Origin of the sequence: Flavobacterium sp. 2755 (genome assembly GCF_031455715.1) — a bacterium.
Lineage (GTDB): Bacteria > Bacteroidota > Bacteroidia > Flavobacteriales > Flavobacteriaceae > Flavobacterium.
This window is the reverse complement of sequence record NZ_JAVDTG010000001.1, coordinates 609599-632869: the sequence shown is the minus strand read 5'-3', so window position 1 is coordinate 632869 and position 23271 is coordinate 609599. Positions and strand designations below refer to the sequence as shown.

Sequence of the window (23271 nt, the reverse complement as noted above, 5' to 3'; positions counted from 1 at the left end):
GAGAAAAAAGCCTTTTAAGAGTAATCTTGAAAGGCTTTTTTTATTTGTAAACCTATAAATATTTTATAGGAATATTTTCACTTTTAACTAAAAATTGTTGCAGATGTGTTTTTTGTTTGTACTTTTGGATAAATAAAAATATCTCTTTATAAATAAAGGCAAACAATGGCAAAACCAATTAAAAATACACCTGTTTTAAAAGGAAAAGAAGCAGTTGACTTTTATAAAACTATTGATTTAAATAAAGATAAAAAAGTCAGCATTGATTCTTTAAAAGCTATTCGAAATGATGCTAACATGTTAAAAGAAATTTTAAAAGTTAATTAATGCCTTTTACCGGATTTTCATTTTTTGAATTACGCTCTACAACACATATTAAACCTTTTGAATGTGGTGATACTGATTTGAATGGTTTTCTAAACGACAAAGCAATTTCATATAAAAAAGATTTATTAGCTACTACTTATATTCTTGAAAGTAAAAATAAAACCATCGCATACTTAAGCATATATAATGATGCTTTAGCAGTTCAGGAAAATCAGTTTGCATCTAAAACTGCGTTTAAGAGATGGATAAAAGAAATCCTTAGTCATCGTAAACGACATTTGAGACAATTTCCAGCTATAAAAATAGGCAGATTAGCAGTTTGCGAGACTACAAAAAAAGAAAGAAAAGGAATAGGCAAGGCTTTAGTGAATTTTGTTATTGACTTAGCATTAGAACAAAATAGTAAATGTGCGTGTCAATTACTTACTGTAGATGCATATGAAAAATCACTAGGTTTTTATGAAAAACTTGGATTTAAGTTTCTTTCTGAAAATGACAATGGAGAAGATACAAGACAAATGTTTTATGATCTTAGGCCATTGATGAATACCTTAAATGAAGCTTCAAATTAATATTTAAAGAATGGTTAAACCTATTTCTTTGTATGTTTTTAAAATTTCATCTTCAGGAGAAATATTGGTAACCAAAACGTCAATATCTGTAATTGGAGAAATATAATAAGCCTCTGCTGTTCCTACTTTTTCAATAGAACTCAGCGCAATAACAAGATTAGAATTCTGAATCATACTCTTTTTAATTTGAGAATCATCATATAAAACACCCGTAATACCACGTTCGTGATGAATACTGCAAATTCCCAGGATACAAACATCTGCTCTAAAATTTCGTAAAAAATCTATCGTATCAATTCCAGAAGTCGTAAAAGACGTTTTGCTCATTAATCCTCCCGCAAAAATTAATTCGATATTTGGTAAATCTTCAACCAATAAAGCAACAGGAAAACTGTTTGTAACAACGGTTAATTTTAAATCGTAAGGAAAACTCGAAACCAAAGCTACAGAAGTTGTTCCGCCATCAATAAAAACAACTTGTCCATCTTTTAAATAGGAAATCGCTTTTTCGGCAATAATCTTTTTATTTTCAACATCGTGTTTTTCTCTTTTTCTATAATTTAGCGGAATTGGAGAAGGAGCAACCGCGCCGCCGCGAACGGCTTTTAAAAGTCCCTGATCTGAAAGTTCTTTTAAATCACGTCGAATAGTATCTTCTGAAACGCTTAAATATTCACTTAATTCTATAGATGTTACCCGATGTTCTTTAGATAAATATTCTAATATAACCTGTTGACGCTCTTCCTTTTTCATTTTACTTGCGGTTTTATGTTGCAAAAATAAGTTAAAAATTGCAATATATTGCAATTTTTGCATAATTTTACCGCAAAATAAATTTACAATGAGAAAGAAAACAATTGCAATAGATATGGATGGTGTACTTGCCGACATTGACGCACAATTAATTGACCATTACAATAAAGCTCACGGAACTACTTTATCAAAGGAAAGTATTAAAGGATTAACTTCTGATGTTGCTTTTAAAGAAAGAGATTTTATTCATAAACTTTTGCATTCAGAAAACTTCTTTAGAACATTGCCTGTAATGCCCGATGCTGTTGAAAGTTTACTTGAATTGGATAAAGATTTTGAAATCTTTATTGTGTCTGCCGCAACAGAATTTCCTATTTCACTTTCAGAAAAAATGGCCTGGCTTGCGGAGCATTTTCCTTTTATTAAATGGGATAATATTATTTTATGCGGCAGCAAAAGAATTATCAATACCGATTATATGATTGATGATCATTGCAAAAATTTAGACCATTGTATGGGAAAACCTATTATGTTCACTGCATTTCATAATGTGAATCAAAATCATCATATAAGAGTAAATAACTGGAAAGAAGCCGTAGCGGTTTTAAAGGAAACATTATAAGCTTATTAAGGTTATAATTTTATTGTTTTTTGAAGAGAAAAGCCTTTTAGAAGAAATTCTGAAAGGCTTTTTATATTTAAATAGCTTTAATGGTTATGATGAAAAATAGCAGTCAGATCAATAAAAATATTTATATTTATCAAATAATAAAGATTATTTTCATGAAAAAAGTTCTACTGTTATTAGTCATTTTTTGCCTTTTCGGATGCAAAAAATTTGTTGTTTCGTTTGAGCAACCTACAGATATTAAATTAGATAATTTAAAGCTTGAAGTGCTTCTGGATAAAGAGAAAATTCAGGAAATTAACTTAAAAACTGCAAAGGGATTACCTTCTTATGAAACGGCTGAACTGCCGGTATCTGACGAAGGAAAACACCAGCTTCAGATAAAAGTAAAGGACACGGTATTTAATTATGAAATAAAGTATCCCGAAGAAAGATATATTATGGTAACTGCTCATTTAAAAACGAATGGCAAAATCCATATCGGAATTTTAAAACAAGCATATAAATATAGATTTCATTAATTGATATAATGATATTTAATTCAAAAAGCCTTTCGGAAGTGAAATTCTGAAAGGCTTTTAGTTTTATGTGATTTAACCGCAAAGGGCGCTAAGATTTATGCAAAGTTCGCAAAGCTATTAACATAAAGCTTTGCGAACTTTGCGTTTTTTTTTAATACTTAAATAAAATGCTTTGCTCCCGATAGCTATCGGGATTGCGGTTAAATTATCAAGGAGGGTTTAAGACAAAAAATCCTTAAACCATAATCCTGAGTTTTTGATGGTTCTTTTTTGTGTTTCGAAATCAACGTGGATTAATCCGAAGCGGGCATTATAACCTTCAGCCCATTCGAAGTTATCGGTTAAACTCCATACAAAATAACCTTCAACATTTAAACCTTCTTCTTTAGCTTTTAAGATTTGTTCTAAATGATCCTGAATATAATGCGTACGTTTTATATCGAATACTTTTCCGTTTGTAACAGTATCTGGAAAAGCAGCACCATTTTCGGTAATAATAATTTTTTTGATGCCTTTGTATTCGTTGAATTTTTTTAGAACGTGATACAATGCAGGCGGATAAACTTCCCAGCCCATTTCGGTTGAAATTACGTTTCGTTTTTCGGCACTAATCAATTCGGCACCAATATACGGAATCAGCATCGCCGATTTTACAACTTCACGTGTATAACATTGTAATCCGATGAAATCAAAATCAAAATCGAGATTGTTTAAATCATCTTCTAAAATATAATTATTCAGTTTTTTAAGCACCGGAAGATCTTTTTGCGGGTATCCCAATCCTAAAATTGGCTCAATAAAAGTTCGGTTTAATAAAGTATCGACACGTTTTGCGGCTTCAACATCTTTTTGACTATCTGTTGCCGGTTCAATATGTGTACATGAAAAGGTAGTCCCGATATTAGCATTCGAAACTTTGTTTCGCAATATCTTAGCGCCCGCAGCTGTTGCCAGCGTTACGTGATGCATCGCTTTTAGATAATTGGTAATTCCCTTTTTTCCAGGTGCATGAATACCTAAAAAATAGCCCGCTCCTGTAAATACCGAAGGTTCATTAATTACCATCCAGTTTTTTACACGATCGCCAAAATACTGGGTACAAACTTCAACATATTCTGAAAACCAGGAAACCGATTCGCGGTTTGTCCAGCCTCCTTTTAATTCGAGTTCATGCGGTAAATCCCAATGGTAAAGTGTGATCCAGGGTTCAATTCCTGCGGCAAGTAAGGAGTCGATAATTTTATTGTAATAATCTATTCCGGCTTGATTTACAGGATGAGTTCCTTTTGGCATAATTCGCGGCCAGCTGATAGAGAACCTAAAATTAGGAATGTTCAACTCCCGAATTAAGTCAATATCACCTTGATAAGAATTATAAAAGTCACAAGCGGTTAGGGCATGATGTCCGTTTTTTATTTTCCCTTTTTGAGAAGTAAAAACGTCCCAAATAGAAGAACCTTTTCCGTCAGAATCATGTGCTCCCTCAATTTGGAAAGCGGCGGTAGAAACACCCCACAAGAAATCTTCACCAAATTGGTTTTTGTTCAAAAATGAGTTTTCAATTTTATTCATTCAATAGTACTTTCCTTTATTTTTAAACTGCTTATTAATGAAGGAAAGAAGATTGCATAGCTCTTAAAAAAAGCCATTCTTTGAATGATACCAGGAAATTTAGGTTAAAGAATTTCATAACGATTAGTTTTATTCAAATTACGAAAACTAATGTGAATTTATTGTAAAGCCATTATTATCAAATAATTAAATAAAAAATGGGAAGATAAATCAATCTTCCCATCCACAAAGAGTTAAACCAAGGCCCTGAGCTTGTTTGAGTGAAGTTTTGACCACTTCCTGCCTGCATGACGATAAGCCCCGGCAATGTTCTTTATAATGATATTTTTTCGACCCGCTTGATCCGCAGATATAAACGCTGGTATCTGGAGGAGAAAAGGAAGTCAAAAAAACAAAAAATAAGAGTAAAGTATATTTCATTAGCTAGTTTTTATTTGACAATTAAATTGTATTCGTTTCCTTGTTTATCAGTTGCTTTTAACTTTCCGTATGCAATCCATTCGGTATTAATTTCGATTTCGGCAACTGTATCGTTTAAAATTCCGGCGCCGTATTTTCCCTGCACGTTAATATTCCCAAAAACCGAATCGCCTGTTGCATTTATCCCTTTTACATCGTAATTGTATTCATAGTTTCCAGAATTTCCGGTTCGGTATTCGTATTGACGCGTTTTATTTACATGATACGTTTTTGCTTCTTCGGGCGTAATCGTTTTCCGATCATCTGCTGTAATTACCGGTTTATAAAAGGTATTGATTTGCGGTGGAGGCGGTGCAGAGGCTTTTTCGCAGGAATAAAATGTAAATAATAAAAGTATGATCAAGTAGTTTTTTGACATAGGCTTTTGTGATTAGGATTTGTATTATTCAAATGTAAAACCAAATGAAATATGGCTTTTATGGAAATCCATAATGAAATAATAATTCTAGAAAGTTTAAAAACCAGACTTACTTAAAATTTAAATGTCATTAATATCTTTTTCAATTAATTTATATTTATCCTTAATGTCATCAGCCATATAAAAGTCTAACAAATCTTTTTTTGTCAAGGTTCCAATATTTAAAAAACGTTTTAAATAATCCTGATTAAATTCCATTAATAAGATGGATTTTTCGAGTTGCTTTAGAATAGCCTTGTTGTTTTCAATATTATTTATGACTAATGATTTTATGGAAAGCACTTCGTTAATATCTTTGATAATTCGATTTACAATCATTGCTAAAACATCTTTATCCAGTTCAATTTCTTTAGAGTTTAAAGCAATATCTCGCGCAAGCATATAAGCGATAGCTAAATTTGAATAATCTCCTTTTTGAGAATTTATAATTGCTATAAAACCAACTCCAGGAATATAACCAACATTATCAAAATTTTTGAGAATAGAATTGTCTATCAATGAAATATCGAAGACAATTAAACTTACTTTTGAATCTCTGTTGGCTTGTGTCTCAATTAATTGACTCCAAGCTGTATCTGTTTTTCGAGTAAAAATTTCTTTGTTTTCAATTTCTCCAAAACGAATACTTTTGTCAAACTTACATTCGATAGCAATTTTTAAATCTGAGCTTCCATTAACTTCACAAATAATATCTCCAGTTTTATTTTTAGGGATATTTCCAGCAGTATTTCCGGTAAGGAATGCCTTGTCCTTTAATTTTTTTTCTAAAAAGTAATTGTTTAGAAATTCTGCAATGTCATCTTCTGCTAAAGAACCTTTGATTGTTGACTTGTAAAAAAGTTCTTTTTTCATTTCGAAAATTATTTTCAAACTTTCTAATTCTGTTCCAAGTTCATTATTGGTTTTGGCTAAAAATGAAGAAATGCGATCTTCCATTAAAGCTAAGACACCAATATAAATAGCACGTAATAGCTTTTCATCTCTTTCATTTGCGGAAAGATTGTCAAAGTAATTGAAAACGATTTGATTTTCTATTTCAAATTCTTTGATTTCTAAGCGTTTGAGTTGTTGATTTAGTTTGATTGTTGACATGTTAAATTCGGCAAGTACATTTGTTAATTTTAAATGAAGATAGAGATTTATAATAGACCCATCCAGCATTCATTGTAGAGCAAGTGCAGTTATATTGAAAGATTTTTTTGAAGTTATCAATGTCATCAACAATTTTATTTAGTACACTTGTTGATAAACTTATTGTGCTGCTTCCTGCCCAATGCGATAAATTATTAGATAGGTTTTGTGTGCTAAGTTTAAAGTCTTGTTTATTTGGTAATAAACTTATTTTTTCAACCTTTCTAGCAGTTTTCTTTAATTCAACAATTTCAAAAATAGCAGTTGATAATTTACCTACCATTTTTTCATCATTATTACTGATTAAAGAAAATGGAATTTCTAGATTTAATTTTTCAATAATTTCTAATAGGACAAATTCATAATACATTCTGAAATCTGACCCAATATAATTTCCAGAAGAAATTTTTTCATTTATTATCAGTTTTAAATCTTCAGACATTAAAGGTTTTAATGAAACAATATCTTTATTTGAATTTAAGTTATAATTTGTCCAGTTTTTTTGACCACCATTTTGATTTAAAACTTTTTTTAAGGTACCATCATGTGTTAATAATATTATTTGTTTCCCCTTTTTATTAGTTGTGTTAAGTCCAATTTTTGTTTTAATTAATTCTAATAAAAAAATTTGATGACCACTATCGAAACTTGATGTTATATCATCAACTATAATAAAATTTCCAGAATTTTTGCTTTTTAATGCGGCTGCAAAATAAATTGAAAGACTTAAGGCATTTCTATAAGATTCAGATAGCAATGTTGCGGCTTTATTTTCATCGACATTGCTATAAAATTTTTCTAATAAGATAGTAACTTTTTGCCCCTTTCTTTCTTTTTTTAACTTAGGAGTTATTTCAACATTACCCATTATTTCCTTAAAAAATAATTTGGTGTCTGAATCAATCATTAAAGCTATTTCATCCATTAAAATGTTATAAGAACTCTCGTAATCTTCTTTTAAATCATTAGTGAATCTAATCCAATTTTCTAATTCAGCAAGATATTTTTCATTAAAATTATTTTCAATTAGTAATTTCTCGATTTCTAAAATGGAAAGAGTAATGAATTTATAAATATTATTTTTTTCGATTAATTCTGAAACCTTTGGAGGAATTTGACTTTTTAAATCTTTTATTAAAGTTTTAATTTTAATTATTTCTTTCGCAAGATTAATTTTATAATCACTTAAAATATCTTGAATAAGATTTTTTTCAAAAAAATTTTGATCTAGATAATCATTTTTTTTCTGTACCTGAGAAAAAAACTTTTCATTTTCAAGTAAAATTTTATTTTCGAAGTCTAAAACTCTGCATGAAGTTAATAGTTCCAAAAAAGCATTTGAAAAAATTGAGTAATTGTCTTTAAAATGTTTATAATTTTTTACTTTTAAATTAATTTGATCATAAAATGTGTTTTTTTGATCTCCTAGATTTTCAGAGTCACAAAGGATGCAGGTGTTTTTATCAAATTTTTCTATTGTATCATAACTCAATATAGCATCGTCATACATTTTTCCTAATACTAAATCATTTTTTGTAGTAATGAATCCATATGCTTTATTTAGCTTACTTTTTAAAGATGATAATTGTTTAGATGTGAGTTTTTTTATTTCTTTTTGTAATTGTAAATGCTGTGATAATGATTCTTGTAGATGATTTAACTTTTCTAAATTGACTTCATATTTACTACCAATTTTTGTTTGAATTAATTTGTCAAAGTCAATATCTTCAATTTTTTTTGTATTTAGAGAATATTGTTTTTTAGTAAATTTTTTTATTTCTAGTAATAATTCTTTTTTATCGTAGTTAGTAGTGATAATTCCAATTTCATTTATTCTTTTAATAATTTCAGACTTAATTTCGTTTATTTTTTTAATATTATCTCTAATATTATTTTCTTTTATTGATTTTCCGAAATCAGAATTGATATTTTGTGTTCTAGAAATTTTATCAAACTTTTCTTTTATATTAATAAAATTTCCGAACCCAACAAGATTAGAAAAAAGTTTTCCAGTGTCTTCTGAACTTTGTAGCATAATTTTTTCAAATGAATTATAATCTAGAAAATTCAAAGCGCTGGATAAAGATTCTAAAAACTCTTCTGGATTAGGAATAGAACAGGGATTAAATATTCTATTTCCATTATTATCAATACTTAAATCAATTTTTACCTGACTATTATCACTACCTAAAAAAATGATTTTGATATTTCCGTTTCCAGAATGGAACAAATTCTTTATTGTTTTCTTATCTTTTATGTCACCATGGTAATTATCAAAACGAACAATTCTTCCGAGAATTGAAAAAATGATTGCTTCAAAAATTGAACTCTTTCCTTTTCCATTTTCTCCAAATAAAGAAGTTACCCCGTCGGACTGAAAATTGATTAGCAATGGATTTCCTTGATTATTAATCCCCCTAAAACCTTCTATAGAAATTGATTTTATATAATATTTAACCATTATTTCATAATTTTATGTTCAATGTATTCATTAATCTTTTGCTTTAAAGCATTTCTAAATTCATCTGAAGTATTTGTGCTCTCAAGGGCTTCTAATAAGATTTTTGAATATGGACTTGCTTTACTTTTAATTTCTTTGATAAGAATTTTAAAATTTTTTATTTCGTCTTTATTTTTATCAAATTTCATAATTTGTGTATTTAAGAAAAAATTCCCCAATCTCTCTTTATGATCCAATTTGGTTTCCAACTTACATAATCTTTAGGGGTAAAATTTTCATTTGTTATTGTTAAAGAGTTTATCTGCTCTGGCAGTATAGATAAATTGTGATTTCCATCAGGACTATCTAAATCGTAAAAATGAAACCTATCCAAATCATCTTTATATCGTCTACTTATTCCAAAATCAAAAGGAATACAACGTCTTGTTATAAGACCTTTTTCTTTTGACATGAAATAAAGAATAAGTATTTTTTTATTATGTATTCCTTCTAATAAAGTTTCATAATGCTTTTCCATAATCATCGATCATATTTAAATTTAACATGTAAGTTTATATAACTGTTTAATCCCGAGCCTTTTTTTGCAAGTAATTTCATACTGTCAACATGTCTTTGGCCAGCTCTCCCTAAATAGCTCCATTGATAAATTTTTGCAGTTCCGTTAAATTTTACTTTAATGTAATCATAGCCTATTTCATACGAATGAATTCCAGATCCACCACTTCGATTTGCATATCTTTCCATAATTATATCTCAGCAAAGATTTCAGACATTCCTTTATCTCCAGGTTTATAATCACTACGTGTACTAAATGTATCTTCAGAAACTTCAACATCATCAGCTTTACCAAGATCATACAGTTTCCATCCCATTCTTCCTGAAGAAGAATATCCATCAATTTGGTAAGCACGTATCGCTTCATTTCCAGCAGTTGTTATTCCATAACAATGAGGTTCTACAATTCGTAATTCGCCTTCATAATTAAACTCGATTACATTTTGATTCTCAATTGCTTCGATAATTTGATTGTTCATAGTTTTTGGTTTTAGGTTATAGAATAGTTTTTGTTTTATTTTTAGGTTGTGATAAATCTAACTAGATTTACATTGTTTAAAATGCGTAGTTCTACCTGATTTTATTAGAAACTCATTAATTCTGAGTCGTTTGGAGAGTCAATTTCATAATAAGTATATTCATCATCATATTTATACCATTTGTAATTAACTTTCGAAAAGCGAAACATTTTTAATGCTTCCTGTAATGTTTGTTGCGTTTGGGCTTTGTTACCATTATTTGCAAAATATCCTCCAGTAAATTGAATTGTTTTATTTTTATTACCTAAAACTTGGGTTTCGATGTTTTGTTCCCATAACTTATGATAAACAGCTTTTGCATAGGCCTTACGCAGAACAGGAAATTCTTTAATCTGAATGTTTTTTACTTTTTTCTCCAACTCTTTACCTAAAGTTTTAACTTCATCGTTTTCTGATGATAATGCTTCATTAATGTTTTTAGCCCATGCCGCGAATAGCACTAATTCCATTTGTGTAGCTTCAACAGTATTTCTATAAGTTGAAAAATTAACTCCTTCTTCTATTGAAACTATTTCTCTTTTAAGTTGAGCAATTTGATTAGGGATGTCTTTTGTTTTTTCTTCAGTTGATGATGCAGAAGAAAATGATTCAGTTGTAGTTTCTGGTTTTACTTCATCATCTCCACTTCCAAATGCGATGAAGATAAATCCTGCAAGTGTAAGTGCAGAAAATAAGTGTTGTACTTTTCTTTTCATTAGTATATTAAATTTATGGTTATTGATTTTTTGTAAATTATAAATGGTAAAGTTGTTCCTAAGAAATACATGAGAAGATCTGAAGAATCGAAAGTGCCGGGAACAATTTTTATGAGTTGTCCTAATTCAGAAATAATAGAGATTATTGGAATTATGAAAAGCCAAAATAGATTTTCATTTTTAATTTCGTTTTTCCATAAAAACAAAAGGAGACTGACATATGAAAACATCCATAATCCGTCTGGTAATGAATAAAGAATAATGTTTGGAAGATTATTTGAATAGCTGACAGTAAAACTTCTTAGGTTATTTATAATGTCTAAGATTTGTAATTTATCAAACCAAACAAACATTTTTAAATTTGAGGTTCTGAATAAAATATATATTAAACTTCCGCACAACAATGTGAAAATGTGACCGATATATAATTGTTTGGCTTTCATTGGTTGTTTATTTTCTTCAAAAGTAAAACCAATAAAAACCAGTATTTTACGGAAATCCATAATCGGAAAATTTATCTTGAAGAAATAAAAAAAGCCCCCGAAGGAGCTTGAAAAAAGTATATCGTAAGAAATTAAATAATCCCCATATCTTTTGTAATAGAAACCAAATGAATGGTATTATTTGCTTTAAAAAAGTCTTTGAGTTTAGACAATCTTTTTTCTACAGCACTTTTACTATTGGGCTTGATATCGGTGCTTTTAAAAATTTCTATTATTTCATCTTGCGAAGTTCCGGCAGATAAAAATTTCAGGATTTTAATATCGACATCGTCAATTTCATAATTGTTTTTTTCTTGTAATGCAGAAGCAACTTCCGGAGAAATAAATATTTGATCTGAAGTCGAAATAATATTAATTGCTTTTTTTAACTCTTCGATGCTATTTAAACCTTTCAGGACAAAACCATCAATTTCGGCATTGTCAAAAAGAGATTTAATGCGGTAACTTTTATCTTCGACAGAATAAGCAATAATTTTAATATTAGGCTGCAGCTCTCGAACTTTTTGAACCAGCTCATCTCCATTAGCAATATCCGATTTACGATGATCTGTTTTAAACGAAAGATCACTGATTAACAAATCATAAGGTTCATTTTGCTGAATGGCAGCGCGTATTTTTAAAAACGCTTCGTCACAAAATTTAGAATGCTGAAAATCTACAATATTTAAATCTTTTAAAACTTGTTGAATTCCTAAGTTCATTGCATCAAGATCTTCGGCTATAATTACTTTTTTAAACATAGGCTTTTATTTAGGCATTGTTATATTTACTTTAAAACCTTTATCTGGTTCAGTTTCAAAAGTAATAGTTCCTTTTATGGCGAGAATACGGTTTTCCATATTTTGCAAACCATTTTTTATAATTTTAGATTTTTCGCAGCCTTTTCCGTTGTCTTTATAATCGATCAATAAAGTATTTTGAGCATTTTCAAACTTTAAAACAACTAATTGAGCTTGGCTGTGCTTTTTCATATTGACCATTAATTCCTGAAGTACTCTGTGTATAATAACCTTTTTTTCATTTTCAAGATCATTCCATTCAATCTTTTCAATATTGGTGATAATTACGTGAATATCAGAAGTATTATAAGTTGAAAGCATGTCTTTCAGGCTGGCAGAATAATTAGCTCCTGTATCTACATTACTATTCTCTCTTGAAATACCTCTCACACGTGAATAAATGTGATTTAGTTTTTGCAGTAAAGTATCTTTATTGTTTTCAGTTGTTAAAGATTGTGTTTGTGTGAAGGTGATAGCATGAAAAACATCATTAGCGAGTTCGTCATGTATATCTTTTGCAATTCGGGTTTCGGTATTATATGCCGTTGTAATTTCTACCAAACGGGTTTTATGTTTGTAACGTTTTCTTAAATAAACGCCTAAAGATGTAAAAGCAATTAAAGTTGCAATTATCGTAGCAAATAAAATGACTTTGTCTTTTTCTGCTTCTTTAATAGCTAGTAAATTTTCTATTTTTTCTAATTTAAGTTTTTGATTTTCATCTTTTTCTTTTTTAGAATCGTATTTGATTTTGGCAAACTTGTTTTTAAAATTATTGCGGATTTTAGTTATGCTGTCATTTATTGAAATATACTGCTGGGCATATTTTGTACCGGAACCATTAGAAATTAAAAATGATAATGCTTTTAAACGTTCGTCAACACTATTTTGGATAGTAGAAATTTGGTATGCTTTTTTAGCATTTTCATTTGATTTTTGAATGTCTTTTTTTGCGTAAAATTCTGCCAGATGAAGATAGCTTTCAATACTTCCGTAAGAGTCATTATTTTCTTCCCTAAGTTTGAGACTTTCTGTCATTAACATCAGAGCTTTATCGTAGTTTTCTTTTTTAAAATAGGCATAACCTAAATTATCCATAAAACGAGCTTTGTTAGGAATGAAAACTTTTTCTTCGAGTATTTTTTCACTTAAAATGGATTCAAGAATTTTTATAGACTCATTATATTTTTTTTGTTGAATATAAACAACCGCAATATTGTTTAAAGGAGATTGTCTTGATACAGAATCAGTGCAGTCTTTTAAAGCTTCATTATAGTAATAGAATGCTTCATCATAAATAGCAAGTTCTTTGTAAGCTATACCAAAGAGGTTATTAATTGCAGCGCTGTAAATATCCTTTTTTTTAATATAAGGTAAAGCTTCTGTAAGCGTTTCATTGCTGCCATAATAGTCTCCATTTATTTGCTGAATAGAGGCCATTTGTATAAGATTATAAATAATGTTGGAACTGTCTTTTATGTTCTCAAATTTTATTTTAGATTTATTAAAATTATAAAATGCGCTATTATAATTTTTATTCTGAAAATTCAAAATGGCTTTATCCCGTATAATCGTAGCTTCTTTTTTCCCGGGATTATTTTGCTGAATAGTAATGTCTTTTTCTTTTTGGCAGGAAAGAAAAAAAACAAAAAAAAGAGAATAAAAAAACGGGGAACGCAGCATAACACTTACTTTCCCCGAAAATACTAATTAATTATATATTATGTAATCTTATTCAGATTATTTTGGTGGTGGAACAATTATTGGCGCATCACCGGGACCAGTTGGTGGTGCATCTGCTTGTATGCTGTCTCGAACTACATCTTTTTGTATTTCAGTTTTTTTACTCGTTGTTTCAAATTCGTCAGCAGTGCAAGAAAATAATGTAGTACTCAAAAGTACGCACGCTCCCATTAAATATAATGTTTTCATAATTTTAGGTTTTAAAAAATTAAACATGGGTATTGCTGTCCGGAATTTTTCCAGATCATTTTGTTTAAGGCAATACCAAATTTTGGTTGGGAAGTGAAGTGCGTAGAACAGTAAGATTTTCATCTATACTTCCCGGAATAAACTCCGTCTTACGGTTTTCCGCACTTTTTGAATAAACTAGTTTTGTACATTTGTTTGACCTGCAGATCAAAGCGCTAACTAATTTTGTTGAGGCAAAGTAACGACCGTTTTAAGCCTGCATTTACAAGGAATTCCGGGAATTCCTAAAATGTTTAACTATTCACAGGAATTCCTAAAAATTCCTAAAAAAATAACTTGCCTATGCCTAACTTTACTATTGAAGATTATAAAAAAGCAATTCAGGAGAAATATAAAAAAGAGACTGAAGCAGATAATTTTCCCAATCCATCGCAGGCAAATCTTAGAAATTTATGCTGGGAAATATTTAAAAGAATTGAGAATCCAAATTCAAGTGACTTAATCGTCTTTAAATCTTTTTTTGGATTTCAATTTGATCCCATAAAAAGAACCCAGTTTAGGGAACAGACAGATAGATTTAGACCTATTGGAACTTTTTTAAAAGAAGAAACGGATCCTCTAAATACTGAACCCGTTGAACTTGCTGCAATTCTTGTAGATTTTCAGCCGCGACCATTTAGAAAATTTAGAGAAAAAGGTGTACCGTTATATGAAACACAGCCAGGTTCTGGTACTTCTACAGTTCCACAGCCATTTATTACATATAATGAGAAGAAATTAATTATTGAATTAAATGAAAATAGATTGCCTGATATTCCTGAACCATTTATTACAATTGACAGGAAACCATCAAATTTAGAATTTAATGAAGAAGGAGTAAATAGAGTAGATGAGGCACAAAAGTTATTTCCATCAAATGAAGTAAGTCCTCCACGTATTAATCTATTCGTAAATGCTAAAGAAAAGATTATTTACAATTTTAAGAATAGATTAAAGAAAACGGCTGGCGTTATAATACTAGTTTTCGGTCTAGTAGGCGCAGTAATTTATTTTGCCTTCTTTAAAAATCATTGCATGCAGTGGTCTGATGATCATTATGAAGTGGTAGATTGTTCTACAAAAGATAACGGGAATTTTAACGTAGTAATTCCGCTTGATGAAAGTCTTTTAGATTTTAGAAAATTAAAAGCCTGCGATACAACCACATGTTTTATGAAAAATGGGGAAGCCTTTGTTTGGTATGGAAAGACATCAGAAGGAGTTGATTTTTTTAATGATAACGGAAATGGGAAACATCCGGAAACGAAAGCGACATTACGACCTGTTACACATTATATGTTCAATAAATATTTAAAAGGCAAGCCTTGTCAATAAATGCGATTTATGTAAAATAAACTTAAAATCATGGAAATTTCTGTAAGATTATACTTTTAATTTAGCATTATTAAATTAAATCAATAAAAAACAAATCGACATGAAAAGTAAAAACATATTATTCGTATTAGCCTTAAGCTTGGGAATGTTTGCTACGTCTTGCAGCAACGATGATAATGAAGGAGAAACAATTGTACCGTTAGCAGGAAAATATAATCTAAGTAAAACCGGAACGATTGAAAATGGAAATGAAGTATTAGTGGATGCTCCACAAAACCAAAGTGGATGCAGTAGAGATTATTTAGACCTAAGGGTAAGTAACGCAGCAGTGATTGGTGATTATAGCGGTGAGAATTGTGCTTTGGTAGAAACTACAGGAACTTATGTAAGATCTCATAATGATTTAACAATAACTGTTGGTAACGTAAGCTCAACAAGCGACATTATGAACCTTACTAATAAAGAGCTGAAAATTAAAGACAAAACTACAGGTATAATTACAGTTTATACCAGATAAGAAATTGGTTTTAAGGTAAATTCCTAATTCGAAGAATCAGGAATAAAAACGGAAATGACTTAGTAAAGTTATTTCCGTTTTTTTATAAATTTTAGTTGAAGAATTATTCCAGCGGAATATAAATATCAAAAGAAGCGCCTTTATTTTGTTCGCCTTTTGCCGTAATAATTCCGTTATGGTTTTCAACTATTTTTTTTACGATTGCCAAACCAATTCCGGTTCCGGTGTACTGATCTCTTCCATGTAAACGCTGAAAAACATCAAAGATTTTTTTACTGTATTGCGATTCAAAACCAATTCCGTTATCCAGAATATTGATATGACAATAGCGGGTTTCTTTTGTCAAAGCTTTTTCCTGAAAATGAGAACCTTTTGCAATTTCGCTGTTAATTTTTATTACAGCCGGAATATCCGGTTTTGAAAACTTAAGCGAGTTGCTGATTAAATTATAAAGCAGCTGTCTAAACTGAAACGGAATAATATTTATTTCGCCAACATCATTATTTTCAATTACGGCATTTTTTTGTTCCAGTTCTTCTTTAAGATCTTCTCTTACTTCATCAATGATTTTAGAAAGATTCGCTTTTTCAAATATTCTTTCCTGAATATTCGTTCTCGAATACGAAAGCAAATCATTAATTAAAGTCTGCATGCGCTGTGCGGCGTTTTGCATTCTTTTGAATTTATCTTTTCCGGAATCTGATAAATTTTGAAATTCCTTATCCAGAATCTGCGATGCAAAAGTTTGAATTTTGCGAAGCGGTTCTTGCAAATCATGACTTGAAATATAAGCAAATGACTGAAGCTCTTTGTTCATGTGTTCCAGTTCTGCATTTTTTTGTTCCAGTTCTAAAGCATTCAGATTAATTTTATCGTCGGCTCGCTTTTTCTCGGTTAAGTCGTGTGTAACTTTCGAAAAACCAATTACTTCATTATTCTTATTATGAATCGCTGTAATGACAACACTGGCCCAAAATAAACTTCCGTTTTTGCGCACGCGCCAGCCTTGCTGTACCGCACGGCCTTTCTCTCTGGCCAATTCAAGTAAGGTACTGGGCAGATTATTTTTCTGATCTTCGGGAGTATAGAAAATGGCAAAATGTTTTCCGGTTATTTCTTGTGCTTTGTAGCCTTTAATTTTTTCGGCTCCCACATTCCAGTTTTCGACAATTCCGTTATGATTTAAATACAAGATCGCATAATCCTGAACTTCTTCGACCATTAAATGATAACGTCCTTCACTTTTTTTAAGCGAATCATACATTTGGCTTAACTCTCTGGTTCGCGCCGTAACCTGTTGTTCAAGTTCGTGTGTAAAAGCTTTTTCGGTATGAATATCGGTAAAAGCACCAACCCATTTAATGATCTTATTATCTTCATCCAGAACAGGTTCACCAATTACGGCGTGCCACCTGTAGCTTCCGTCTTTTCTTAAAACCCTTACATCAGTTCTGTAAACTTGTCCGGTTTCTAAACTATGCGTCCAAATTTTAATATTTTCCTCATAATCATCAGGATGAATCATCGCTTTCCATTCCGCTTCTCCGGCAGGCCTTATTCCGGTATATTCTTCCCATTTTCCGGAAGTAAATAATGCATTTCCTTTTTCATCGGTTTCCCAGATTAACTGCGGAATACTTTCTGTTAAAGAGCGGAAACGTTTTTCACTTTCTTCAATTTTTTTTCGGGTTTCAACTTTTTCCGTTACATCAATTATCGTCGCCCTGATTCCAGAAACAGTATTGTTTGTTTCATAAATAGGGGCATATTCAAAATCGATATAAAACAACTTTTCGCCTTTGTCTCCGTTAATAAGTATTGGCGATTCAATTTCAGAATGTGTTTTTCCGGTGGCAAAAACTTCGTTTAATAATTGACTGTATTTTTGAGTGAGAAGTTCAGGGAAAATTTCAAATAATTTTTTACCCTGAACATCACTTTCTTTTTTGTTCCAAATAGTAGTTAATAAAGCTAAATTGGCGATTTCAACAACCATTTCCCTGCCTTTCAAAATAGTTTTTGGAACAGGGGACTGCATTACCAGATTGCGGAATCTTTTTTCGCTTTGTTCCAGTTTTTGCTGATGGTTTTTTTCTGCGGTTATATCACGTGCAGTTCCAATTAATTTGTCCGGATTATTATTATCGTCATAAAAAACTTTTCCTTTTCCTTCTACCCAGTGAATGGTTTTATCCGGCCAGATTGTTCTTGCTTCATAATGAAGAACTCCAGATCTAAGGGCATCTTTAAATGCCTTATTTCTAATATGCATATCATCAGGATGTAAATGTTGCAGCAATTGTTCGTGCGACAACATAATTTCTTCCTTATAACCGCCAATGATTTCAAGATATCTTTGAGAATAACGAGGTTCCCGTGTTTTTACATTCAGTTCCCAGGTTCCTAATTCGCTGGCTTCAACAATGATATTTAAACGTTCCTCGTTTTGTTCTATTTTTTTACGGGCTTCAACTTTTTCGCTGACTTCTGTTACAGTGACAATTATACCCGTAATTTCACCATTTTCTTCTCTTAAAGGATGATAAAGAAAATCAAAATACCAAGTTCCTAATTTTCCATATCGGTTTAAAGGAACCGGAACTTCATTGCCATGATAAGGAATACCGGTTGTTAAAACATTTTTTAATAAGGAATCAACCGTATCTTTAACTTCGGGCAGAGACTCAAATAATGGCCTGCCTACAAAATTTCCTTCTTCTCTGGCAACAAGTTTAAGATAAGATTCATTTGCAGATTCGACAATATAATCCGGGCCGCGCAAAATAGTAATTCCAAGCGGAGCCTGTTTTACCGTATCACGGAAACGCTTGTCTGCGATTTCAATTTTTTTAGAGGCAAGATGCAAATCAGTAACATCCGCAGCTGTGTTCATAACACCATACACATTTCCATTTGTATCAAAAAGTGGTGTAAAACTATAATTGAAATAAAAAGTTTCGAGTTTATTATTGATTGTTAAATCAATTTGGGCGTTTTTATTATGAAAAGATTTTCCAGTTTTTAAAACACCCAGAACCTGTTCAAAAACAGATTGATTATTAAGTTCCGGCAGAATTTCGCGATAGGATTTTCCAATTACATCGTCGCCTTTTCCCCAAACTTTTATGATAGAATCATTAGCAAGTTCAATGCGCATTTCTTCTCCCACATAAACCGCAATAGGAAAAGGGGCATTTTCTACCAGCTGTCTTATTTTTTGTTCACTTTCCTGAAGCTGTACACGGGCTTGAACCTGATCTATAACTTCTTTTTTCTTTGCAGTAGTCTCAACAACGGTTACTAAAACACCTCCAACTTCGCCATTTTCAATTCGTATTGGAGAATAAGAAAAATCAAAATAACAAGTTTCTATAGTTCCGTTTTTGTTTAAAGGAACAACAAAATCAGGAAAAGAAACTGATTTTCCCAGCATGGCTTCTTCAAACATTGGCTCAGTAATATTCCAGATTTCTGAGAATGTATCTTTGGGAGAATTTCCTAAAGCTTGCGGATGTTTCTCTGAACTGATAATTTTTAAAAAAGCATCATTATACAACTGCGTAAAATCTTTTCCCCAGGCAATGTACATCCCAAAAGGATTATTGAGCATAACAGAAGTTACGGTTCGCAGGCTTTGAGGCCAGTTTTCAGGATCACCTAAAGGAGTTTTGCTCCAGTCTTTAGACCGAATTAGTTCTCCCATTTCTCCGCCATCGGCTAGAAAATAATGTCCCTTATGTTCTTGGCTCATTCAAAATAAATTAGGGTTGAATTATATAATGCGCTCTTTCGGGCTGTTTAAAATTATTTTTAGAAGCTGCGATAAGTGCATTTTCAATAACGGTTTTTAGTTTTGAAAAATCGCCGGGTTTTCGAATATAAAATGTAGCGCCCATATCGTAGGTAACATCTACAATTTTGGTATCAAGAGAAGTTGAAAATATAATAATAGGGAAATCTTTTAATCTTTCAATCTGTCTGATTTCTGTCAGGCATTCAGATCCATTTTTTTTAGGCATGTTCAAATCCAGAAAAAGAACATCAGGAAGAGGCTCTCCGGATTTCTCACCTAAAAAATTCATTAACTGAACTCCGTCGTTTACAGTTACAAGAGTTGTTGCAAGCGACAGTTCATCAAGAGCTTCTTCAAAGAAAGAGCAGTCATCATCATCGTCATCGGCAAGTAAAATGTTGTAAATCTGTTGGTTCATGCAATATAAAATGTTTTTAAAGAATAAATAATAGCATCAAAAAATGAATTGTTTTCCGCTAAGATAAAGTTAATTTTCGCAGGAAAATTACTTAAATACACATAAAATTAACTCATTTAAATTAAAATCTGAAAAGATTCTGTCTTAATAATTCGTGCTAAAATATTTTTGTAAGTAAAAGTTTTCATTTTAAGAAAATAGGTTTCAAATTTTGAAAACTATCAAAACCAAATACAATTTTTGAATTAATGGTGCGTTTTTATATTCTGCCACCCTTCTTCGCGGCTTCAAAAATCCCTTATTTTACGGCTGTTTACACACTAAAAACTGTATAAACATTCTACAAAGTGTAAAAATATTACACACCTCATTTTATGTAATAATTCGTAAACCGCTTAAATTCAGTTTAAAACCTAAATGGCACAACGCTTGCAAATTGGGAACATGTCACTCTTTAATTTTTTTGGTGTTTACTTAAGAAAAATGCAAAGAAAGACCATTTGATAAAAGCCATTTTAGAGAATTAATACAAATAAACAGGACATGGAAAGCGAAACAATTATCTCAAAACAATTTTATACAGGAGGCGATATCAGCAGCGAAGTAATCAGCCCATCTATTTTTAAAATAAACAACAACTCAACCAAAACACATATAGAAAGACCAAAAAGCCTTTTTGGTTTCATGGTTCTTGCCGCAACATTTTTGCTATTAATTGCGGGATCTCTTTTAGTTTTTCAATTTCAACCCGATTTTGATCAGCTGCATTTAGAAAGATTAAACTCAACTTGGGGAATGATTTTGCTGATTGTTTCAGCAGCATTATTTCTTTTTAAAGGCGGAATGTTTCTTTACAACGTAATTCTCTATCTTAAATACAAACCAATCGAATCAGTTTCAGATGAATTACTGCCAACTTGTACCGTAATTGTTCCGGCTTACAACGAAGGAAAATTAGTATATGAAACTTTAATGAGTTTGGCCGAAAGTGATTTTCCGGCACATAAATTAGAGCTTTTGGCAATTGATGATGGAAGTAAAGACGATACTTGGTACTGGATTCAACAGGCAAAATTAAAATTAGGAGATCGTGTTTCTATTTTTCAGCAGCCGCAAAATAAAGGAAAACGTCACGCCTTATACCGTGGATTTAATTTAGGAAAAGGAGAAATCTTTGTTACTGTTGACTCTGATTCAATCGTAAAAAAAGATACTTTAAGAAACTTAGTAAGTCCGTTTGTAGTAGATGAAAAATGTGGAGCCGTTGCAGGAAACGTTCAGGTTTTAAACAACGAAAAAGCAATTTTACCAAAAATGCTAAACGTAAGTTTTGTAATGAGTTTCGAGTTCATGCGTTCTGCCGAAAGTTCATTGGGTTCTGTACTTTGTACACCAGGAGCTTTAGCAGCTTACAAAAGAACAGCCGTTTTTGCCTGCCTTCCGGAATGGATTGACCAGACTTTTATGGGACAGCCGTCAGACATTGGTGAAGACCGTGCAATGACCAACATGATTTTAAAACAAGGACATCATGTATTATTTCAGCGTAATGCTTATGTTTTAACAAACGTTCCTGAAGATTATACTGGATTGTACAAAATGTTCATTAGATGGGGAAGAAGTAATGTTCGTGAAAACATTATGATGGCAAAATATGTTTGGAAAGATTTTAGAAAAGAATCTAAAGTAGGAGCAAGACTTTTGTATACAGAACAGTTTATAAGAATATTAATGACCTATCCGTTCTTTATTTTTATGTTCTATTTTATTGCAACACACCCTTTATTGTTTCTTAGTTCTGCACTTTTAGGAATATTGCTGGTATCAAGTTTTTCAGTTTTATTCTATGCAAAAAGATATTCATTAGGCGAAGCATTCTGGGCCTATTCATATAGTGTTTTCTATACCTTTTCATTGTTCTGGATTGCGCCATACTCAATCATTACAGTGCGTAAAAAAGGATGGCTGACACGAGGATAATAAATTCCACTGACTACTATTATATATTAATCCGAAAAACTCCTGTACCACTAAACAGGAGTTTTTTTATTGTTTTGCTTTCGCCAAAGAAAAACAGAAACCGCATTTACAAAAGCCAGAATCCATAAAACAGGACTTGTAAAAAAGCTTTCATAACTTCGTCCGTTTGGAATTTCTACAAAAGGAACCGTAATAATCACATCGAGAAACAAAGCGGTAAGTGACATTATAATTCCGAGCTGCAGACCGCTCATTTTATAATTTTTCAGATAATAAAACTTCGCCGCGCCAATGGCAAAAAATACAATAGAAATCCCTACAATAAACGACTGCCCCAAAAAAGAATCTTTTACAACGGGAATTTGTTCTAAAATATAAAAGGAAATACTAACGGCAAACCAAACCAAAATCCCCGAAAATAATGCTCTGATATATTTCATCTTTTTAATTTTCAGGATTCCAAATTCCGGTTTTGGCAGTTTCTTTCGCGTAAGCGCTAAAATCTTTCGCTTTTCTGCCCAAAACTTTTTCAATATCAAAAGTTACACTCGAATTTCTTCCGTCTAAAACCTGTTCAAAAAGATAATTTACCAGCCAAATGTGGTCGTCAGGAATTTGATATTCTTTAAGCATTTGCGTATATTCTTCTAAACTCAAACCTTGAAAAGAAATGTTTCTGCCGCTTGCATGGGCAATTTCGTTTACCGCATCTTTAAAAGTTAATAATCTTGGACCGGTTAATTCGTATGTTTTTCCGTTATGACTTTCGTCTAAAAGTGCAGCTGTCACAACATCGGCAATATCATCGGCATCTGTAAAAGGTTCAAGTGCTTCGGCTCTTGGTAAAGCGACAATTCCGTACAAAATTGGATCTAAAAAAAAGCTTTCGCTAAAGTTTTGGTTGAACCAGCTCGCACGGATAATCGTCCAGTTTTTGGCATTTTTCTTCACGATTTCTTCGCAAACCTGCGCTTCTTGTTCGCCTCTTCCAGAAAGTAAAACTATTTTCTGCACGCCAGATTTTGTGGCAAGCTGAGTGAAATTTTCTATTGCATCTGCAGCAAAAGGAACGGCTAAATCCGGTTGAAAAGTAATGTAAACCGTGTCAATATCTTTTACAACATTTTCCCAGGTTTCCGGTTTTTCCCAATCAAATGGAATTTTCTCATTTCGTGAACCTAAACGAAGTTCAACTTCAGCATTGTTTTCTAATCTTGCTGCAACTCTGCTTCCTGTTTTTCCGGTAGAACCCAGAACTAAAATTTTGGTTTTCATATCAATATCGTTTTAAATGATTACTGATACAAAGTTGCCGAGATTAAA

General features: G+C 31.3%; 25 protein-coding genes. 7 read left to right on the top strand and 18 right to left on the bottom strand.

All coding sequences use genetic code 11. The features are described 5' to 3' along the window. The first annotated feature begins 165 nt into the window (after positions 1–165). On the top strand, positions 166–327 hold the full coding sequence (locus J2Y38_RS02635; RefSeq protein ID WP_309839322.1) for a hypothetical protein: 162 nt from the start codon (positions 166–168) through the stop codon (positions 325–327). After that, entirely contained in the window at positions 327–899 is a 573-nt protein-coding gene (locus J2Y38_RS02630) for a GNAT family N-acetyltransferase (protein ID WP_309839321.1), read from the top strand. Before J2Y38_RS02635 ends, J2Y38_RS02630 begins: the two co-directional genes overlap by 1 nt. A 3-nt stretch (positions 900–902) precedes the next feature. Here J2Y38_RS02630 and J2Y38_RS02625 read toward each other — a convergent pair whose 3' ends face one another. Then, positions 903–1652, bottom strand: a complete 750-nt coding sequence (locus J2Y38_RS02625; protein ID WP_309839319.1) for a DeoR/GlpR family DNA-binding transcription regulator — start codon at positions 1650–1652, stop codon at positions 903–905. A gap of 88 nt (positions 1653–1740) precedes the next feature. Here J2Y38_RS02625 and J2Y38_RS02620 point away from each other — a divergent pair, with 88 nt between their 5' ends. Together J2Y38_RS02620 and J2Y38_RS02615 are read left to right on the top strand one after the other, a co-directional pair. Next, positions 1741–2274 carry a 5' nucleotidase, NT5C type gene (locus tag J2Y38_RS02620; RefSeq protein WP_309839318.1) on the top strand — a complete coding sequence of 178 codons (534 nt, stop codon included), beginning with the start codon at positions 1741–1743 and terminating at the stop codon, positions 2272–2274. Positions 2275–2435: 161 nt separating this feature from the next. Next, positions 2436–2801, top strand: a complete 366-nt coding sequence (locus J2Y38_RS02615; protein WP_309839315.1) for a hypothetical protein — start codon at positions 2436–2438, stop codon at positions 2799–2801. 219 nt (positions 2802–3020) lie between these two features. Here J2Y38_RS02615 and J2Y38_RS02610 read toward each other — a convergent pair whose 3' ends face one another. From J2Y38_RS02610 to J2Y38_RS02550, 13 genes are all read right to left on the bottom strand, one after another. Further along, positions 3021–4373 (bottom strand): GH1 family beta-glucosidase, encoded by a 1353-nt coding sequence (locus J2Y38_RS02610; RefSeq protein WP_309839313.1) that lies wholly within the window; start codon positions 4371–4373, stop codon positions 3021–3023. A gap of 430 nt (positions 4374–4803) precedes the next feature. Then, a complete protein-coding gene (locus tag J2Y38_RS02605; protein WP_309839311.1) occupies positions 4804–5211 on the bottom strand; it encodes a hypothetical protein in 408 nt (135 codons plus the stop codon). Positions 5212–5331: 120 nt separating this feature from the next. Beyond that, on the bottom strand, positions 5332–6363 hold the full coding sequence (locus J2Y38_RS02600) for a hypothetical protein (RefSeq protein ID WP_309839309.1): 1032 nt from the start codon (positions 6361–6363) through the stop codon (positions 5332–5334). Position 6364: 1 nt separating this feature from the next. Then, entirely contained in the window at positions 6365–8863 is a 2499-nt protein-coding gene (locus tag J2Y38_RS02595) for an AAA family ATPase (RefSeq protein WP_309839307.1), read from the bottom strand. Further along, positions 8863–9051 carry a hypothetical protein gene (locus J2Y38_RS02590; protein ID WP_309839305.1) on the bottom strand — a complete coding sequence of 63 codons (189 nt, stop codon included), beginning with the start codon at positions 9049–9051 and terminating at the stop codon, positions 8863–8865. The genes J2Y38_RS02595 and J2Y38_RS02590 overlap by 1 nt, the downstream gene beginning before the upstream one ends. Before the next feature lie 11 nt (positions 9052–9062). Continuing rightward, positions 9063–9380 (bottom strand): hypothetical protein, encoded by a 318-nt coding sequence (locus J2Y38_RS02585; protein ID WP_309839303.1) that lies wholly within the window; start codon positions 9378–9380, stop codon positions 9063–9065. Between the two features lie 2 nt (positions 9381–9382). Further along, positions 9383–9607: a hypothetical protein gene (locus J2Y38_RS02580; RefSeq protein ID WP_309839301.1), complete on the bottom strand. Its 225-nt coding sequence runs from the start codon at positions 9605–9607 to the stop codon at positions 9383–9385. A 2-nt stretch (positions 9608–9609) separates the two neighbouring features. Next, positions 9610–9897 carry a hypothetical protein gene (locus J2Y38_RS02575; RefSeq protein WP_309839299.1) on the bottom strand — a complete coding sequence of 96 codons (288 nt, stop codon included), beginning with the start codon at positions 9895–9897 and terminating at the stop codon, positions 9610–9612. A 104-nt stretch (positions 9898–10001) separates the two neighbouring features. Next, a complete protein-coding gene (locus J2Y38_RS02570; RefSeq protein WP_309839297.1) occupies positions 10002–10652 on the bottom strand; it encodes a hypothetical protein in 651 nt (216 codons plus the stop codon). Further along, positions 10652–11155: a hypothetical protein gene (locus tag J2Y38_RS02565; RefSeq protein WP_309839296.1), complete on the bottom strand. Its 504-nt coding sequence runs from the start codon at positions 11153–11155 to the stop codon at positions 10652–10654. The genes J2Y38_RS02570 and J2Y38_RS02565 overlap by 1 nt, the downstream gene beginning before the upstream one ends. A gap of 71 nt (positions 11156–11226) precedes the next feature. After that, positions 11227–11895, bottom strand: a complete 669-nt coding sequence (locus tag J2Y38_RS02560; RefSeq protein ID WP_309839294.1) for a response regulator — start codon at positions 11893–11895, stop codon at positions 11227–11229. Between the two features lie 6 nt (positions 11896–11901). Continuing rightward, the gene (locus J2Y38_RS02555; RefSeq protein WP_309839292.1) at positions 11902–13374 is read right to left on the bottom strand and encodes a tetratricopeptide repeat protein; all 1473 of its coding nucleotides are present in this window, start codon (positions 13372–13374) and stop codon (positions 11902–11904) included. Between the two features lie 300 nt (positions 13375–13674). Then, on the bottom strand, positions 13675–13866 hold the full coding sequence (locus J2Y38_RS02550; protein ID WP_309839290.1) for a hypothetical protein: 192 nt from the start codon (positions 13864–13866) through the stop codon (positions 13675–13677). A gap of 342 nt (positions 13867–14208) precedes the next feature. On the opposite strand from J2Y38_RS02550, the gene J2Y38_RS02545 reads away from it, so the two are divergent. Both J2Y38_RS02545 and J2Y38_RS02540 read left to right on the top strand, forming a co-directional pair. After that, complete coding sequence (locus tag J2Y38_RS02545; RefSeq protein ID WP_309839289.1) at positions 14209–15240, top strand: hypothetical protein; 1032 nt, start codon at positions 14209–14211, stop codon at positions 15238–15240. Between the two features lie 100 nt (positions 15241–15340). Continuing rightward, on the top strand, positions 15341–15757 hold the full coding sequence (locus J2Y38_RS02540) for a lipocalin family protein (RefSeq protein WP_309839287.1): 417 nt from the start codon (positions 15341–15343) through the stop codon (positions 15755–15757). 103 nt (positions 15758–15860) lie between these two features. Here J2Y38_RS02540 and J2Y38_RS02535 read toward each other — a convergent pair whose 3' ends face one another. Beyond that, a complete protein-coding gene (locus tag J2Y38_RS02535; RefSeq protein ID WP_309839285.1) occupies positions 15861–19508 on the bottom strand; it encodes a PAS domain S-box protein in 3648 nt (1215 codons plus the stop codon). Between the two features lie 10 nt (positions 19509–19518). Next, on the bottom strand, positions 19519–19968 hold the full coding sequence (locus J2Y38_RS02530) for a response regulator (protein ID WP_309839283.1): 450 nt from the start codon (positions 19966–19968) through the stop codon (positions 19519–19521). Between the two features lie 543 nt (positions 19969–20511). Between J2Y38_RS02530 and J2Y38_RS02525 the strand changes: the two genes are divergently transcribed. Further along, positions 20512–21948, top strand: a complete 1437-nt coding sequence (locus J2Y38_RS02525) for a glycosyltransferase (RefSeq protein ID WP_309839281.1) — start codon at positions 20512–20514, stop codon at positions 21946–21948. A gap of 50 nt (positions 21949–21998) precedes the next feature. Here J2Y38_RS02525 and J2Y38_RS02520 read toward each other — a convergent pair whose 3' ends face one another. After that, positions 21999–22388 (bottom strand): DUF5367 family protein, encoded by a 390-nt coding sequence (locus tag J2Y38_RS02520; protein WP_309839279.1) that lies wholly within the window; start codon positions 22386–22388, stop codon positions 21999–22001. A gap of 4 nt (positions 22389–22392) precedes the next feature. Continuing rightward, complete coding sequence (locus tag J2Y38_RS02515; RefSeq protein WP_309839277.1) at positions 22393–23223, bottom strand: NmrA family transcriptional regulator; 831 nt, start codon at positions 23221–23223, stop codon at positions 22393–22395. Between the last annotated feature and the right edge of the window lie 48 nt (positions 23224–23271).

Coding starts and splice junctions, on each gene's coding strand:
- J2Y38_RS02635 (WP_309839322.1), top strand. CDS start 166: ATGGCAAAACCAATTAAAAATACACCTGTTTTAAAAGGAAAAGAAGCA.
- J2Y38_RS02630 (WP_309839321.1), top strand. CDS start 327: ATGCCTTTTACCGGATTTTCATTTTTTGAATTACGCTCTACAACACAT.
- J2Y38_RS02625 (WP_309839319.1), bottom strand. CDS start 1,652: ATGAAAAAGGAAGAGCGTCAACAGGTTATATTAGAATATTTATCTAAA.
- J2Y38_RS02620 (WP_309839318.1), top strand. CDS start 1,741: ATGAGAAAGAAAACAATTGCAATAGATATGGATGGTGTACTTGCCGAC.
- J2Y38_RS02615 (WP_309839315.1), top strand. CDS start 2,436: ATGAAAAAAGTTCTACTGTTATTAGTCATTTTTTGCCTTTTCGGATGC.
- J2Y38_RS02610 (WP_309839313.1), bottom strand. CDS start 4,373: ATGAATAAAATTGAAAACTCATTTTTGAACAAAAACCAATTTGGTGAA.
- J2Y38_RS02605 (WP_309839311.1), bottom strand. CDS start 5,211: ATGTCAAAAAACTACTTGATCATACTTTTATTATTTACATTTTATTCC.
- J2Y38_RS02600 (WP_309839309.1), bottom strand. CDS start 6,363: ATGTCAACAATCAAACTAAATCAACAACTCAAACGCTTAGAAATCAAA.
- J2Y38_RS02595 (WP_309839307.1), bottom strand. CDS start 8,863: ATGGTTAAATATTATATAAAATCAATTTCTATAGAAGGTTTTAGGGGG.
- J2Y38_RS02590 (WP_309839305.1), bottom strand. CDS start 9,051: ATGAAATTTGATAAAAATAAAGACGAAATAAAAAATTTTAAAATTCTT.
- J2Y38_RS02585 (WP_309839303.1), bottom strand. CDS start 9,380: ATGGAAAAGCATTATGAAACTTTATTAGAAGGAATACATAATAAAAAA.
- J2Y38_RS02580 (WP_309839301.1), bottom strand. CDS start 9,607: ATGGAAAGATATGCAAATCGAAGTGGTGGATCTGGAATTCATTCGTAT.
- J2Y38_RS02575 (WP_309839299.1), bottom strand. CDS start 9,897: ATGAACAATCAAATTATCGAAGCAATTGAGAATCAAAATGTAATCGAG.
- J2Y38_RS02570 (WP_309839297.1), bottom strand. CDS start 10,652: ATGAAAAGAAAAGTACAACACTTATTTTCTGCACTTACACTTGCAGGA.
- J2Y38_RS02565 (WP_309839296.1), bottom strand. CDS start 11,155: ATGGATTTCCGTAAAATACTGGTTTTTATTGGTTTTACTTTTGAAGAA.
- J2Y38_RS02560 (WP_309839294.1), bottom strand. CDS start 11,895: ATGTTTAAAAAAGTAATTATAGCCGAAGATCTTGATGCAATGAACTTA.
- J2Y38_RS02555 (WP_309839292.1), bottom strand. CDS start 13,374: ATGGCCTCTATTCAGCAAATAAATGGAGACTATTATGGCAGCAATGAA.
- J2Y38_RS02550 (WP_309839290.1), bottom strand. CDS start 13,866: ATGAAAACATTATATTTAATGGGAGCGTGCGTACTTTTGAGTACTACA.
- J2Y38_RS02545 (WP_309839289.1), top strand. CDS start 14,209: ATGCCTAACTTTACTATTGAAGATTATAAAAAAGCAATTCAGGAGAAA.
- J2Y38_RS02540 (WP_309839287.1), top strand. CDS start 15,341: ATGAAAAGTAAAAACATATTATTCGTATTAGCCTTAAGCTTGGGAATG.
- J2Y38_RS02535 (WP_309839285.1), bottom strand. CDS start 19,508: ATGAGCCAAGAACATAAGGGACATTATTTTCTAGCCGATGGCGGAGAA.
- J2Y38_RS02530 (WP_309839283.1), bottom strand. CDS start 19,968: ATGAACCAACAGATTTACAACATTTTACTTGCCGATGACGATGATGAT.
- J2Y38_RS02525 (WP_309839281.1), top strand. CDS start 20,512: ATGGAAAGCGAAACAATTATCTCAAAACAATTTTATACAGGAGGCGAT.
- J2Y38_RS02520 (WP_309839279.1), bottom strand. CDS start 22,388: ATGAAATATATCAGAGCATTATTTTCGGGGATTTTGGTTTGGTTTGCC.
- J2Y38_RS02515 (WP_309839277.1), bottom strand. CDS start 23,223: ATGAAAACCAAAATTTTAGTTCTGGGTTCTACCGGAAAAACAGGAAGC.